The organism is Streptomyces sp. IMTB 2501 (assembly GCF_001953885.1).
GTDB lineage: Bacteria > Actinomycetota > Actinomycetes > Streptomycetales > Streptomycetaceae > Streptomyces.
This window is the reverse complement of record NZ_MQUS01000037.1, coordinates 1-13,839: the sequence shown is the minus strand read 5'-3', so window position 1 is coordinate 13,839 and position 13,839 is coordinate 1. Positions and strand designations below refer to the sequence as shown.

The 13,839-nt window shown below is 71.4% G+C and carries 9 protein-coding genes and 3 pseudogenes; 3 read left to right on the top strand and 9 right to left on the bottom strand.

Annotation, left to right across the window (positions count from 1 at the left end; translation table 11 throughout):
- Positions 1-30: 30 nt before the first annotated feature.
- The 3 genes and pseudogenes from AV521_RS39665 to AV521_RS51695 form a co-directional block, all read right to left on the bottom strand.
- The gene (locus AV521_RS39665) at positions 31-657 is read right to left on the bottom strand and encodes a hypothetical protein (RefSeq protein WP_079249628.1); all 627 of its coding nucleotides are present in this window, start codon (positions 655-657) and stop codon (positions 31-33) included.
- Positions 654-1,354 (bottom strand): annotated as a pseudogene (locus AV521_RS39660) (CBS domain-containing protein). The gene AV521_RS39665 and the pseudogene AV521_RS39660 overlap by 4 nt, the downstream one beginning before the upstream one ends.
- 213 nt (positions 1,355-1,567) lie before the next feature.
- Positions 1,568-2,635 (bottom strand): annotated as a pseudogene (locus AV521_RS51695) (GAF domain-containing protein); the annotation flags it as partial.
- A 225-nt stretch (positions 2,636-2,860) separates the two neighbouring features.
- On the opposite strand from AV521_RS51695, the gene ppdK reads away from it, so the two are divergent.
- Both ppdK and AV521_RS39640 read left to right on the top strand, forming a co-directional pair.
- Positions 2,861-5,548 carry a pyruvate, phosphate dikinase gene (gene ppdK / locus AV521_RS39645; RefSeq protein ID WP_076095954.1) on the top strand — a complete coding sequence of 896 codons (2,688 nt, stop codon included), beginning with the start codon at positions 2,861-2,863 and terminating at the stop codon, positions 5,546-5,548.
- Positions 5,549-5,561: 13 nt separating this feature from the next.
- Positions 5,562-5,993, top strand: a pseudogene (locus AV521_RS39640) (pyridoxamine 5'-phosphate oxidase family protein); the annotation flags it as partial.
- A 559-nt stretch (positions 5,994-6,552) separates the two neighbouring features.
- Here the strand turns inward: AV521_RS39640 and AV521_RS39635 are convergent.
- From AV521_RS39635 to AV521_RS39615, 6 genes are all read right to left on the bottom strand, one after another.
- Positions 6,553-6,948 (bottom strand): hypothetical protein, encoded by a 396-nt coding sequence (locus tag AV521_RS39635; RefSeq protein WP_143658731.1) that lies wholly within the window; start codon positions 6,946-6,948, stop codon positions 6,553-6,555.
- 519 nt (positions 6,949-7,467) lie between these two features.
- Positions 7,468-9,798 (bottom strand): heavy metal translocating P-type ATPase, encoded by a 2,331-nt coding sequence (locus AV521_RS39630; protein WP_107481146.1) that lies wholly within the window; start codon positions 9,796-9,798, stop codon positions 7,468-7,470.
- Positions 9,799-9,931: 133 nt separating this feature from the next.
- On the bottom strand, positions 9,932-10,144 hold the full coding sequence (locus AV521_RS39625; protein WP_076096052.1) for a ferredoxin: 213 nt from the start codon (positions 10,142-10,144) through the stop codon (positions 9,932-9,934).
- Positions 10,145-10,314: 170 nt separating this feature from the next.
- On the bottom strand, positions 10,315-10,458 hold the full coding sequence (locus tag AV521_RS49755; RefSeq protein WP_179023740.1) for an NADH-ubiquinone oxidoreductase-F iron-sulfur binding region domain-containing protein: 144 nt from the start codon (positions 10,456-10,458) through the stop codon (positions 10,315-10,317).
- 42 nt (positions 10,459-10,500) lie between these two features.
- Positions 10,501-11,376: a universal stress protein gene (locus AV521_RS39620; RefSeq protein ID WP_076095951.1), complete on the bottom strand. Its 876-nt coding sequence runs from the start codon at positions 11,374-11,376 to the stop codon at positions 10,501-10,503.
- A 45-nt stretch (positions 11,377-11,421) separates the two neighbouring features.
- Positions 11,422-12,327, bottom strand: a complete 906-nt coding sequence (locus AV521_RS39615; protein WP_076095949.1) for a universal stress protein — start codon at positions 12,325-12,327, stop codon at positions 11,422-11,424.
- 328 nt (positions 12,328-12,655) lie between these two features.
- On the opposite strand from AV521_RS39615, the gene AV521_RS39610 reads away from it, so the two are divergent.
- The coding region (locus tag AV521_RS39610; RefSeq protein ID WP_076095947.1) for a SulP family inorganic anion transporter at positions 12,656-13,839 on the top strand (1,184 nt) is incomplete at its 3' end.

The window sequence follows — 13,839 nt, the reverse complement described above, 5'->3', positions numbered from 1 at the left end:
CCACGGCATGGCGGCCTGAGTGATGTGCGCTCAGCCTCTGCCGTCGTTCAAGTTGCGCCACTCCGGTCCGATTTGCTTCCACTCCTCGTCCCACTCGGCCATGCGCCGCCGGATGAGCCAGGTGCGCACCACGCAGCCCGCGCTCCAGACCATGGCACCGACCGACGGGGCGACGAGGACACCGGTCATGGCCGCCTGCAGTGTCGCTGCGGCACCGGTGACGGGTGCGAACACCACCCTGTCCCAGCGGTCCTTCCACACGGTCACCTGGCTGCCCGCGGGAGCGCCGGGGAAGACCTTCACCTGGCCCGCGTGCGTCGAGCCGTCCGTGTCCGTCCGGCGCACGGCGGCCCACACCCGCCCGTCGTCGTATCCGCCATCGGTGGCCGGAGTGCTCGCCGCGCTGTCGGTGAGTACGGCGGACATCGCGTGCACCCGGGTCGACCGGTCGACGGCCCGCGCCGCCACCACGCCCGCGACAACCCCGGCCAGGACCGCGGGCCTCCAGATGACGAGCACGATCCAGCTCTCGACGACATCGCTGTGCCGCCGCAGCGGATTGCGCCGCCAGTGCCACAACCGCACCGGGGTGACCGTCGTGGGAGCTGTTCCTGCCGTCGTCGCCGCCTCCGTCCTGCGCCGACGGCTCCGTCTCATGCCGTGCGGGCCTGGCCGGTATCCGGGAGGTCCGGGTCGAGATCCGGGTGGCGGGGCAGGCCGGTCAGTGCGCACTCCACGTCGACCACGCCCGGCACTACCCGGGCAAGCCGAGCGGCCAGCGGGATGAGGGCGCTCTCGTGGACCCGTCCGGCGAGCGTGACGACTCCGTCGTACACCTCGACACGGATCGCGTCGGTGTGCGTGCCGAAGAGCCGTACGACGACCTCGCGTCGCACCTCCTCGGCGATGTCGGTGTCGTCCCGCAGAAAGACCTTCAGCAGGTCGGAGCGGCTGACGATGCCTTTCAGAGTGCCGTCGAGCCCGACGACCGGCAGCCGTTTCACCCCAGTGCGGGCCATGATGCGGGCGGCGTGGCCGAGGGTGGCGTCGGGCCGCACGGTGACAGCCGGGGCGGTCCTGAGCTCACCCGCGGTCACCGCGTTCGCCTCGCCCACGTCGGCGGGTTGCCCCAGCCGCCCTACCGGCCGATGCCGCCGTCGCGGTACTCCTCCTTGGGCAGCAGATCGGCCTCGGAGACGACACCTACGACCACGCCGACGTCGTCCAGCACGGGCATGGCGCTCACCTGCCACACGCTCATGGTCTGCACGATCTCCTTGGAGTGCGTGCCGGTGCACAGCGCGACAACGCGGTGGGCCACCACGTCGTTCACCACGGTCGGAGTGCCGTTCATGGCGTCCTCCACAGGCTCGGCTGCCGTCATCGGACGGACACCTTCAGGCTGTGGCCTGGAAGCCGTCCGCGTCATGGGCCGAGTGGGCCCGAGACCACTCCCGTCGGCCCCGCGCTCCATGAGGAACGCCTACTTCTCGGGCAGCAGGCCGTGCCACTCCGGCACTGTGCCGCCGCTGTCCGCACAGGTGTCCTCCAGCCGCCCGCCCAACTGTTCCGCCCGCTCCCCAAGCTCCATCGCGATCGCCCCCCTGCCCGGCAAACCCCCAGCAGCGTCTCCGTCTCCTCACCGGAGCAGACCGGCCGACCGGCCTCACAGGCCGGCAGCGCCGCTCCACGCGCACATGCCTCGCCGGTGCCGATGAGGATGGCTACGGCAGGGCCGAGCCCCAGAAGCGCGGCGGTTCGGGAGAGATCCGCGAGTCGTGGGTGACGTCGTCGCCGGCGACCTGGGCGGCGACCGAGAACGCCAGCCCCATCAGGGTCCGGTCCAGGGGCGGCACCAGTCCCCGTTGCGCCTTCGCGTCCACTCCTACGCCAGAGGCATCGCGACCGCGGCCGGCGCCGAGCCGGAGATCTCCCGGGCGCGTTCGGCGATCAGGTCCAGCGCCTCGGCGGGCTCGCTGCCGGACATCAGGCTGAGGGTGATCTCCGCGTTCGCCCTCAGCCAGAGCTCACGCAACCGGGAGTCCTCGTACAGACGGGCGTTGTCGATGGCGACACCGGGGGCGACCGCCAACGTGGGCAGGACCGCCTGCATCCTCCTCGTCGAGCGCCGGCCCACCGCGCTTCTCGGTCGGATACAGGTTGCCGAAGACCTGATCGCGGACCCGGATCGACACGTCCAGGAAGCTGTTCATCGGCGGGTGATGGGGCGGGAAGCCATGCGAGGCGAGGTGCTGGGAGAGCTTCTCCAGACGCAGGGGCTCCGGGTGGCGGATCATCTTGCCGAGGATGCCGTGGCCCTCGGCAGGGCGCCGATCTCAGCGACCTGCTCATCGGTGACACCGACGGTGTGGAAGCCCGACAGGGTCCTGCCGCCAGGTTCGATGCCCCCGAGGCCCGCGTACTCGGCGTCCACGAGGGTCGCGGCCGCTTCGACGATGGAACACGGAGCGTCTTTCAAATCCACTTCCCGCCCCACGGCGAGGGCGGCTCCCAGCAAGCTGTCCGCACGGTCCGGGCACCGTGGACAGCATCGATCGATCCGCGACTGCAGCTCGCCGAGCTTCAGCTGCGGCATCAGATCGTGGAGATCCTCGGGAGTTCCCGCCGTGCTCATCCGCGGCCAACAGAACCGGCACCGACGGGCCATCTCCACGGTATTCCTCCCCCGCGGGCGACGATACGCGGCATCAACAACCGGCCACCGGCCGGGACGGCCCGGCGTGTCCGAACCGGGAGGGGCCGATCGGCCCCGTGCGCGGGACCGTGGGCACCTCCCCCGCCGTCTGGTCCCGGCCGACGCTGGACACGTACGGAGATCGCACTGTCGAGGAGTGCCGCCATGGTCCATTACGTGTACGACTTCCAGGACGGCGACCGGGACCTGGCCGACCTGCTCGGCGGCAAGGGCGCGAATCTGGCCGAGATGACCCGGCTGGGCCTGCCGGTGCCGCCCGGGTTCACCGTTACCACGGAGGCCTGTCGCGCCTTCCTGGCCACCGGTGAGGAGCCGGAAGGCATGTCCGCGGAGCTGTCCCGGCACCTGTCGACGCTTGAGAAGTCCGCCGGTCGGCTGCTGGGGCACCCCGACGACCCGCTGCTGGTCTCCGTCCGCTCCGGTGCACGCTTCTCCATGCCCGGCATGATGGAGACGGTCCTCGATATCGGTCTGAACGACGCCTCCGTGCTCGGCCTTGCGAAAGCGTCCGGAAGCGAGCGGTTCGCCTGGGACTCGTACCGCCGACTGATCCAGATGTACGGCAGCACGGTGATGGGCGTCGACCCGGTCCTGTTCGACGAGGCCATGACCCTGCTGAAAGAGGCCCGCGACGCACCCGACGACCTGCATCTGGACGTATCCGACCTCGCCTGGCTGGTGGAAACGTACAAACGGCTCGTCCGAGACGAGACCGGACGCGACTTCCCGCAGTCCCCCGCCCAACAGCTGCAGCAGGCGATTCTCGCCGTGTTCCGCTCCTGGAACGCCGAACGGGCCCGCCTGTACCGGCGGCGCGAGCACATCCCGGACGACCTCGGCACCGCCGTCACCGTACAGCGCATGGTGTTCGGCAACCTCGGCCCCGACTCCGGCAGCGGCGTCGCCTTCACCCGCGACCCGGCCACCGGACGCCCCGGACTGTACGGCGACTACCTGGCGAACGCCCAGGGCGAGGACGTGGTTGCCGGCATCCGGGACGCCGTGCCTCTCGCCGACCTGGAGCGGCTGGACCCGCGTTCCTATCGGCAACTCCGCGACCACGCACAGACGTTGGAGCGGCACTACCGCGACCTGTGTGACATCGAGTTCACCATCGAACGCGGCACCCTGTGGATGCTGCAGACCCGGATCGGCAAACGCACCGCCGAGGCCGCCTTCGCCATCGCCGCGGAACTCGTCGGGGAAGGGCTCATCACCGCCGACGAGGGACTGAAGCGGGTGCACGGCGAACAACTCGGCCGGCTGATGTTCCCCCGCTTCGACACCGACAAGGCCGGCGCGGCGATCGCCCACGGCGTGCCCGCCTCGCCCGGCGCGGCAGCCGGTACGGCCGTCTTCGACTCCGCGGAGGCGGTACGGCGAGGCAAGACCGGTGAACAGGTGGTACTGGTGCGCGAGGAGACCACGCCCGACGACCTGCCTGGCATGGTCGCCGCGCAGGCGGTGCTGACCAGTCGGGGCGGCAAGACGAGCCACGCGGCCGTCGTCGCACGTGGGATGGGCCGCGTCTGCGTGTGCGGCGCGCAGGACATCACCGTCAATACCGGCGCGCGGCGCTTCACGGCCCGTGACGGCACGGTCGTCGAGGAGGGCACCTTCATCTCGGTGGACGGCTCCACCGGTGACGTGTACACGGGCGCGGTCCCACTCATCCCCTCCGCCACGATGCGGTATCTGGAGTCCGGCGAGCAGGCCAACGCAGTGGTCGCGGCGGTGGCACGGACCCTGGAACACGCCGACGCGGTACGCCGGTTGGAGGTGCGGGCCAACGCCGACATGCCCGAGGACGCGACGCGGGCCCGGCGCTTCGGAGCGCAGGGCATCGGGCTGTGCCGCACCGAGCACATGTTCCTCGGCGAACGGCGCAAGCTGGTCGAGGAGATGATCCTCTCCCGCACCCAGGCCGGGCGTGACAAGGCACTGGCGGCTCTTCTCCCGCTCCAGCGACAGGACTTCACCGGCATGCTCGAGGCGATGGACGGCCTGCCCGTCACCATCCGGCTCCTCGACCCTCCGTTGCACGAGTTCCTTCCCGACCGCACCGAACTCGCGGTACGCGTCGCCTCCGTCGAGGCCTCGGGCGGACAACCGGACGCCCACGACCTGGAGTTGCTCGACGCGGTGAACCGGATGCACGAGGAGAACCCGATGCTCGGCCTGCGCGGCGTACGGCTCGGGATCGTGGTGCCTGGGCTCGTGGCGATCCAGGTGCGGGCGGTGGCCGAGGCGGTGGCCGAGCGGGTACGCGCCGGAGGCTCGCCCCGGGCAGAGATCATGGTCCCCCTCGTCGGCTCGGTCGAGGAACTCCGGCTCGCCCGCAAGGAGGTGGCGCGGGTGCTGGCCGAGGTCGGCGAGGAGACTGGTGTGCCGGTCCGCTGCCCTGTCGGCACGATGATCGAGCTGCCCCGGGCCGCGCTCACGGCCGGCCGGATCGCCGAGGAGGCGGAGTTCTTCTCCTTCGGCACCAACGACCTCACCCAGACCACCTGGGGCTTCTCCCGCGACGACGTCGAGGCCGCGTTCTTCTCCGCCTACCTCGACAAGGGCGTCTTCGCCGCCTCGCCGTTCGAGACACTCGACCGCGAGGGCGTGGGCCGACTCGTCCGCATCGCCGTCGAGGAGGGCCGTGAGAGCAGGCCGGAGTTGCAGACGGGCGTCTGCGGCGAACACGGCGGCGACCCGGAGTCGATCCACTTCTTCCACGCCGTCGGCCTGGACTACGTCTCCTGCTCGCCGTTCCGGGTACCGGTGGCCCGTCTAGAGGCCGGCCGGGCCGCTCTCGACGTGACCGACACCGGTGACAGCAGGTGAGCGGAGTCCAGCCATGCCCCAGGACAACCAGACGTCATGCCGCCGCATCGACCTCGACCGGTTCGAGGCACTGCGACTGCTGGGCAGTGTGTCCCTGGGCCGGATCGTCTTCACCCGCCAGGCGCTGCCCACCGTCCGCCCGGTCAACCACATCCTGGACGACGGCGACATCGTCATCCGCACCCATGAAGGCGCGGCCCTGACCTCTCACGCACAGCAGGGCGACGGCACCGGCGTGGTGGTCGCCTACGAGGCCGACGCCATCGACCCCGACACACACCTCGGCTGGAGCGTGGTGGTCACGGGGTACGCCCGCCTCGTCACCGATCCCCACGAACTGGCCCGTATCCGGTCCCTGCTGCACCCCTGGGCGCCGCAGCCCGGCATGGACCACGCGGTCCGTATCCGCCCCGGCCTGGTCACGGGTGTACAGCTCACCGGCGAAAACGGGATGGAGGAGAAGGTGCCGGGCCAGGCGCGGAAGACCTGCGGACTCCGATCCGTCGCCCGGTCACCGCGTGCGTCTCGATCCTTACACGTGCGTCACGCGAGCCACCCGCCCAAGACGCGCTGTACGCCAGCTCGGTGAACCGCCGCTTCCCGCTCTCGTCCGTCACGATCCGGGCGATGCCGCGAACCAAGAGGCCAGGGCAGTGCCCGGTACCGCGAGGAAATCGGGCACAGCGGTCGTGACGTCACACGCCCCATGCAGTGTGCGCCCCCACGTTCCCTCACCGGAAGGACGCCATCCCCTGAGGATGAGGCGAATGGGCGCTGCCGCAATCGTTGTCGACGGGCGGGTCGCGCTGAGCACCAGTCCGGCCCCGGCTGACCACGGCTGGGGCAGCAATCACTGGGCTCACACCGGCTCCGTCCACGTGAACATCATTCTCAATCGCACAGTACCCCCCCAAAAAAGCCTTCTGACCTGCACCTTTACCCCGACCATCCGTCGAGAGGGCACATCAGGGCACGCTGAGGACACAGCGACCGGCTGGTCAGGCTCAGGCGGAGTGGCGGTAGTAGGTGCGGGAGATCTTGACCGAGCCGTCGTTCGAACCGTTGGTGAGCGTGCGGATGATGGCGATGTCCTGGCCGCCCGGGTAGCGGCCGCAGAAGCTGCGGCCTGCGCGCAGGGTAGTGAAGGGCAGGGTGGAGGCGGGCTGGGTGACGATGCCCTTGAGGCAGTCGGAGAGGGTGAGGGAGTCGGCTGGTGGGATGTAGGCGGCGCTGTCATCGGAGATGTACTCGCCGTCCGCGCGGTCCAGGTAGAAGGTGGAGTTGTCCTGGGTGACCTTCCCGGCTTTGAGGTCGAACTCGTAGTCCGAGTCGGGGGAGGTGAGTTGGAGGTTCGTGTAGGCGGTGGTGTAGCCGGGGGCCATGGTCGGTTGCGGGGGCATGGAGGGGAGTACGGGGTGGGGGTGGCGCCGGTGGTCGCGGAGAGGCTGCCAGCGGCGGCGCTCTGGTCGCCGGTGTCGCCGAAGTAATCGGAATGGGTAAGGGCGAAGGTCGTTGCCGCGCCGGCGAGCGAGGCGATGGTCGTCAGAAGCACGATGCGGGCACCTATGCGTGCGGTGGTCGCGGCTGTGCGTCCGGCGGGTGCCGGCTGCAGTCGGCTGGGCGCCGGGGTGGGGAGGACGGGTGCGGCTGGGGCGTCCGCCGTGGTCCGGACCCGGTCCAGGAGGGTCGCGGGCGGGGAGGGTGTGGTCGGCAGGTCGCCGTGACGGTGTGGCCGTCGCGCTCGCTGGAGTCCACCTGGTCTCCGGCTGGACCAGATAGCGCCACCACGAGATCTGAAACTCCTGGTGGGTTCCCGCCTTGCCAAGAGCAGTCCAAGGGGTGGCTGGTGGCCCAGCACAGAATGTGAAGGGGCCAAGGCCGGCTGGGCTGGATTGCGGCAGTCCCTCTCATGCCGTCGTTCACGGGGCGAGGGAGAAGTAGTTCTCCTCTTCCTGGGTGAAGTGCAGGCGCAGCACGGTGTTGAGGCCATAGAGGCAGGAGCGCAGGTCGTCGAGTTGTTCGGCGGAGAGGCTCCCGTCCGCGTGGGCCAGTTGCAGGTGGGTGGCGATGCGGCGGGAGAGGCGCTCGATCTCGGTGTGGGCGCGGCTCATGGTGGCGGTGGCCTCGGGGCCGCCGAGCGTCGGCGCGAGGGCGGGGTAGAGCTCGTGTTCCTCGGCGTACTCGTGCGGCAGCAGCCGTTCGGTCAGCAGCCGGTGTGTCTCCTCCACGGCTGCCAGGGCTGTTGCGCCGGAGCTGTCGGAGAGGCGGTCGGCTGCGTCGCGTACGGAGTCGAGGACGTCCTGGAGGTTGTCGTGTTCGGCGGCGAAGCGGTGGATGAGGGCTTCGGCGGCGGGGGTGAGCGCCGGACGCACGGCCTGGTCGACGCGCAGGGCACGCAGGGCGTTGAGGATGACGGCGGCGTCGATGCCCTCCTGGAGCAGGGCTCCGGCGGCTGGCAGGAGCAGGCCCGCGGTGGCCGCGGCCATGGCGGCCAGGGACATGAGCATGCCGCCGAGGGCGCTCTGTACGGCGATGTGCCGGGCGCGTTGGGCGATGGTGACGGCGTCGGCGAGGCGGTCGACGCGGTCGGTGGTCAGGACGACGTCGGCGGCTTCGGAGGAGGCGGTGGAGCCACAGGCGCCCATGGCGACGCCGATGTCGGCGGCGGCGAGGGCGGGGGCGTCGTTGACGCCGTCGCCGACCATCACGGTGACAGCGCGTTCGCGTTCGGCGCGTACGGCGGCGACCTTGTCGGCGGGGCCGAGTTCGGCGTGTACGTCGTCCAGTCCGAGGACGGCGGCGACTTCGTGGGCGGGTGCGGCGCGGTCGCCCGTGAGCATCAGCAGCCGTTCAATGCCCGCCGCGCGCAGGTGACGCAGGGTACGCGGCGCGTCGTGACGCACAGGATCGCGCAGCAGGACGGCGCCGACCAACTGTCCGTCGACGGTGAGCCAGGCGACGGCCGCACCGTCGAGCAGAGCGCGGTTGTCGACCGTCTTCGCCCAGCCCGGCCGGGCGGTCGAGGCGCCCAGCCGACCGACGGAGATCTGGTGCCCGTCCACATTTCCGGTGACGCCCCGGCCGGGTTCCTCGGTGACGTCCGTCGGGACCGAGAGAGCCAGTCCGCGTTCGCGGGCGGTGTCGACAATGGCCTGGGCGAGGACATGCGGCGAGAACTGGTCGAGGGAGGCAGCGAGGCGCAGCACCTCTGCGGCTTTGACGTCGGGCACGGCGGTGACGTCGAGGACGCGGGGCCGGCCGCGGGTGAGGGTGCCGGTCTTGTCCAGCAGGAGGGTGCGGGCGCGGCCGAGGTTCTCCAGAGCGCCGCCGTCGCGGATGACGACGCCCAGACGGGAGGCGCGGGACAGGCCTGAGACGATCGCGACAGGAGCGGCCAGCAGCAGCGGACAGGGAGTGGCGACCACCAGGACGGCGACCGCGCGCACTGCGGATCCGCTGATCAGCCAGGCCAGGCCCGCCACTGCGAGAGACAAGGGCAGGAACCAGGCGGCATAGCGATCGGCCAGCCGCACGACGGGCGCGGACTCGGCGCCGGCCTGCCGGGCCAGCCGGACGATCCCGGCGTAGGTGCTGTCCTGCTCGGTGGCCGTGGCGCGCAGCTCGAAGGCACCGCCGGCGTTCACCCCGCCACTGCGCACCGTCTCATCGCGGCCCCGCTCGACGTGTAGGGCCTCACCGGTGAGGACGGACTCGTCGAGGACGGCGGTGTCGCTCTGCACCCGGCCGTCGACGGGCACGACCTCTCCTGGGCCGACGACGAGCAGGTCGCCGACGACGACGTCGGCCAGCGGCACCGGGGTCACCCCGGCGTCGGTGCGCCGGCGCGCGAAGCGCGGTGCGTGCTCCAGCAGGGCACGCAGGTCGTGGGAGGCCCGCCGCTGGGCTGCGGCTTCCAGGGTGCGGCCGGTGGCGAGCATCAGGGCGATCAGCGCACCGGCCAGGTACTCGTGGACGGCCAGGGTGCCGCCGAGCGCGAGGACGGCGATGAGGTCGACGCCCGTGTGGCCATGCCGCAGTGCGGCGAGCACCCATCCCACGGCGGGGATGACGGCGGAGAGGGTGCCCAGCCCCCAGAAGAGATCGGCGAGGTCACCGGCACCGGTCAGCCAGGCGATGCCACCGGTGATCAGGGCCGTCGCGGTGACGGCCAGGAGGACGGGTTCGAGCCGTGGGGACGCCACCGCCGCGGTCGGGCGGCTCAGCCGTGTGGCGAAGGTGCGGTGGGTCATGGCGTACCTCGGTCCGTTCGGCGCGGCGTTCGTGGGACGGATCCCCATCCAGCACATCGCGCCACCCAGTGCTGGCGGGAGGGGACGTCCGGCCCTGCTTCAGGGTCATGCGGACGGTGCATGTGCGTGCCGGTCATGGCCGGCCCCGGTCGGTGTGGAGGGCCAGGCGGGGGCAGGCGGCGACGGCTCGGCGGGCGTGGGTGCGCAGTGGGTCGGGCACGGTCCGGTCTTTGAGGATGGGGTAGCCCCATTCGTCGAGGTCGATCAGTTCGGGCAGGAGTTCAGCGCACAGGCCCTCACCGGTGCAGGTGATGCGGTTGACGCGCAGGCTTCGGGTACTGGTCATCACCATGTCTCCGGGGGCGTTGTGGGTGGTACGGGGATGAGGGGTGGCTGGTGAGCGGCGGGGCAAGGGCCGTGGGCGATGTGGTGGACGACGTCGACGTCGTCGGCGAAGGCGCACAGGGCGGAGGCGGCGAGGCTGGCGGCGCCGTCCGGGTGGCGGCAGGCTCCGCGCTAGGGCAGCAAACCGGTGCGACGGCGCAACCGGGACATCAGACCGGGCTCGGCACGTCCGGCGGCCAGCGCCGCGAAGTCCTCGGCCGCGGCGGGCAGCCCCAGGTGACAGGGTCCGCACTGGCGGGCGCTGTGGCTGGTCATGGTCCGTCAGGACTGCAGGTCCCGACCAACTTGCCAGTAATGTCAGTGAAGTTCGGGTACGACTGCCACCGGGCACGCCGCGTGATGCAGTACGCCGTGGGCGACACGGCCGAGCTGGAGCCCGAAGTGACCGTGCCGACGCCGGGCGCCAACGACGAGCAGATCGGCCTCGTAGGACGCGGCGATCAGGACGTCGCGGGCACGGCCCTCGACGCTGTGGCGCCGCACATCAAGGTCGGCCGGTGCGTCCCGCAGGGCTTCCTCCAACGCCTCGACGGCCTGCCGCTCGTAAAGGTGCACCGGCTCACCGGCGAGCAGCGGGTGGCCGGTGGTCGCGTGCGCGGGGCGGCGCCAGGCCCGTACGGCTTCCAAGGACACTCCGCGCAGTCCGGCTTCCTCGGTGGCGAACCGAACGGCGGACGAGCCCGCCGGTTTCTCGCCGACGCCGACGGCGATACGGCCGTGGATCCCGGCGCGGGCCTGGTTGTCGTGGCTGCCGCGCAGCACGACGACCGGGCAGTGCGCGTGCCCGGCGACCATCAGGCTGACGGACCCGAGGAGTGCCTCGGCGATCCCGCTGCGGCCTCGGCAGCCCAGGACGACGGCGAGGGCGAGGCGACTCTCGTGGACGAGCCCGTACTCCGGCTCCTCGGGCAGCACCGCGGTGGTGACCTTCACACCCGGTCGGCGGCGCTCGGCCCGTTCCCGGGCGGCGCCGACGACGTCCCGAGCCATCACCTCCTCCACCGGTTTGCCGAGTTCCTGCGCGAGCAAAGCGCCTTCGTAACGGTCCCAGAGGGAGGCGTACACCAGCCGGAGCGACGCCCCGCGCAGCGCGGCCTCGTCGGCCGCCCAGTCCACGGCCCGCAGGCTCGCCTCGGAGCCGTCCACGCCGACGACGATCGGAAGATCCGCCATGTTCCTTCTCCTCGTTCCTCTCCTCGTTCTTCCCCTCGCCACGGGTCAGTCGTGCGCGACCACGGCGACGGGCGCGACGACGTGGTGCAGGACGGCGTGGGTGACGTGGCCGATGTGGGCGCCGAGAGCACCGGTGCGGATCCGCCGGTCCACGACCGCCAGGCAGGCGTCTCGGGAAGCGTTGACGAGCACCTGCGCGGCACTGCCGGCGCGGCTCGTCTCGATCACGTCGACGTTCGGGAACTTCTCCCGCCAGGGACGCAGTACATCGGTCAGGAGGGTGGCCTGCCGACGTGCGATCGTGCCGAAGAGTTCGGCGTCACCGTAGAAGCGGTAGAAGGACGTGGACGGCTCGCTCCAGCCGTGCACGACCCTCAACGACGCACTGCGGCGCTCGGCGGCGTCGAAGGCGAACTCCAGCAGCGTCTCGTCCGGGGCACCGGTGTCGACGCCGACGACGACGGGCCGGAAGGGGGTCGCTGCGGACGGGATGCCCACGGGGTCCGTCTGGTGCTCGTCGGCGGCCTGCTCTCCGGCACGGACCAGCACCACCGGACGAGTGGCACGGGCGATGACAGAGAGGCTCACCGAGCCGACCATGAACCCGCCGACCCCGCCGAAGCCCCGTGAGCCCAACACCAGCAGCTCCGCTGCTTCCGCTGCCTCGGCAAGGACCTCGGCGGGCTTGCCGGCGACCCGGTCGGTGCTCACCTCCAGGCCTGGGTGGCGCAGCCGGAGGCCCTCCGCGGCCTCGACCGGGATGCTCTCGGACCAGTCCTGCCTGGTCTCGGCAGCGAGCAGAGGTGCCTGGGCCACGTGCGCGGGCAGGGGCTCCAAGACGTGCAGGATCTTCAGCGACAGGCCGCGCAACTGCGCTTCGCGGGCCGCCCATTCGGCGGCGGCCCGGCCTTCGGGCGAGTCGTCGAGGCCTACGGTGATGGTTCGGCTCATGGTCTCCACCTCCCGGGACGAGGGATCCGATACCAGCCTGCTGACGTCTCCGGTCGCCGGTCATGGGCCGCAGGTCCCTCTGCGGGACCGACCGGCCTGTTGACCAGAATCCCTCTGCCACGGCCTGACGCGCCGCGCGCCTCGTCCCGCGCCGCGCGCCTCCCCGTCGTCCTTCCGTGTGGGCCGTGGCGACTACCGGAGGGCACCGCCAATGGGGCGGAACGGCCCTGTCAAAGGCACTCGTCGGGCGTGCAGTGTGGGAGCGAAGGTGTAGAAAGTGGGGCCCGTACACCGGTGGGTGCCGGGAGCAGATGGCGAAGGGCGACGCATGGCCGAAGGCGCGCGCCGGCGAGGGCCGGGGAGACGGCTCTCGGCGGCCGGGTTCGGCACCCTGCTCGTCCACCCGCGGTCATGGCTGAGGGGTGATCTGCCCGCCGGCGTGACGGTGGCCGCCTATCTCGTGCCGCAGGTCATGGCGTACGCGGCGGTGGCCGGGCTGCCGCCGGTCACGGGACTGTGGGCGGTCCTGCCGCCACTCGCCCTGTACGCGCTGCTCGGCACCTCACGCCTGCTGTCGGTGGGCCCCGAGTCCACCACCGCGCTGATGACGGCCACTGTGGTGGGCCCCGTGGCCGCCGGCGACCCGGGCCGCTACGCCTCACTGGCGGCCGCTCTCGCCGTCACGGTCGGGCTGCTGTGCCTGGCCGCGAGGGTGGTCCGTCTCGGCTTCCTCGCGGACCTGCTCTCGCGCCCGGTGCTGATCGGCTATCTCGCCGGGGTCGCCCTGATCATGGCGGTGGACCAGCTGACCCGGCTCACGGGAGCGCCCGTCGGCGGTTCGGCGTTCTTCCCTCAACTGGTCTCGTTCTTCGCACACCTGCCGCGGATCCACCCGGCCACCGTGGTCCTGTCCGCCGCAGCCCTCGTGTTCCTCTTCGCCGCGGCCCGTTTCCTCCCCGCGCTTCCCGGACCGCTCCTCGCGGTGGTCCTCGCGACGGCCGCCGTGGTCACATGGGGCCTCGACACCCGGTACGGCGTTGCGGTCATCGGCACGGTGCCGTCCGGGCTTCCGGACCTCGCGTTCCCATCGCTCAGCGAGCTGCCCCGTCTGGTGCTGCCCGCGCTGGGTGTGCTCGTGGTGGCGTACACCGACATGATCCTGACCGGGCGGGCGTTCGTGGACCACGGCGACGCGGGGACGCGCGCGCTCGACTCCAACAGGGAGTTCCTGGCCCTGGGCGTCGCCAATCTGGGCGCCGGCGTGCTGCACGGCTTCCCCGTCAGCAGCAGCGCCAGCCGCACGGCGCTCGCGGCTTCCGCGGGTGCCCGCAGCCAGGCGTACTCGCTGGTCGCGGGAGCGCTCGTCCTGGCAGTCCTGCTGTTCCTCAGCCCCCTGCTGGGCCGCGTACCGGCGGCCGTGCTCGGGGCACTCGTCGTCTACGCCGCGGTCCGCATGGTCGACCTGGCGGGCTTTCGCCGTCTCGCCGCCTTCCGGCGCCGGGAACTGTTCCT

What these genes read in the sequence shown, in the direction of transcription:
- AV521_RS49755 (WP_179023740.1), bottom strand. Translation starts at nt 10,458, where the DNA reads ATGACCAGCCACAGCGCCCGCCAGTGCGGACCCTGTCACCTGGGGCTG.
- AV521_RS39635 (WP_143658731.1), bottom strand. Translation starts at nt 6,948, where the DNA reads ATGCCCCCGCAACCGACCATGGCCCCCGGCTACACCACCGCCTACACG.
- AV521_RS39625 (WP_076096052.1), bottom strand. Translation starts at nt 10,144, where the DNA reads ATGACCAGTACCCGAAGCCTGCGCGTCAACCGCATCACCTGCACCGGT.
- AV521_RS39615 (WP_076095949.1), bottom strand. Translation starts at nt 12,327, where the DNA reads ATGAGCCGAACCATCACCGTAGGCCTCGACGACTCGCCCGAAGGCCGG.
- AV521_RS39665 (WP_079249628.1), bottom strand. Translation starts at nt 657, where the DNA reads ATGAGACGGAGCCGTCGGCGCAGGACGGAGGCGGCGACGACGGCAGGA.
- AV521_RS39630 (WP_107481146.1), bottom strand. Translation starts at nt 9,798, where the DNA reads ATGACCCACCGCACCTTCGCCACACGGCTGAGCCGCCCGACCGCGGCG.
- ppdK (WP_076095954.1), top strand. Translation starts at nt 2,861, where the DNA reads ATGGTCCATTACGTGTACGACTTCCAGGACGGCGACCGGGACCTGGCC.
- AV521_RS39620 (WP_076095951.1), bottom strand. Translation starts at nt 11,376, where the DNA reads ATGGCGGATCTTCCGATCGTCGTCGGCGTGGACGGCTCCGAGGCGAGC.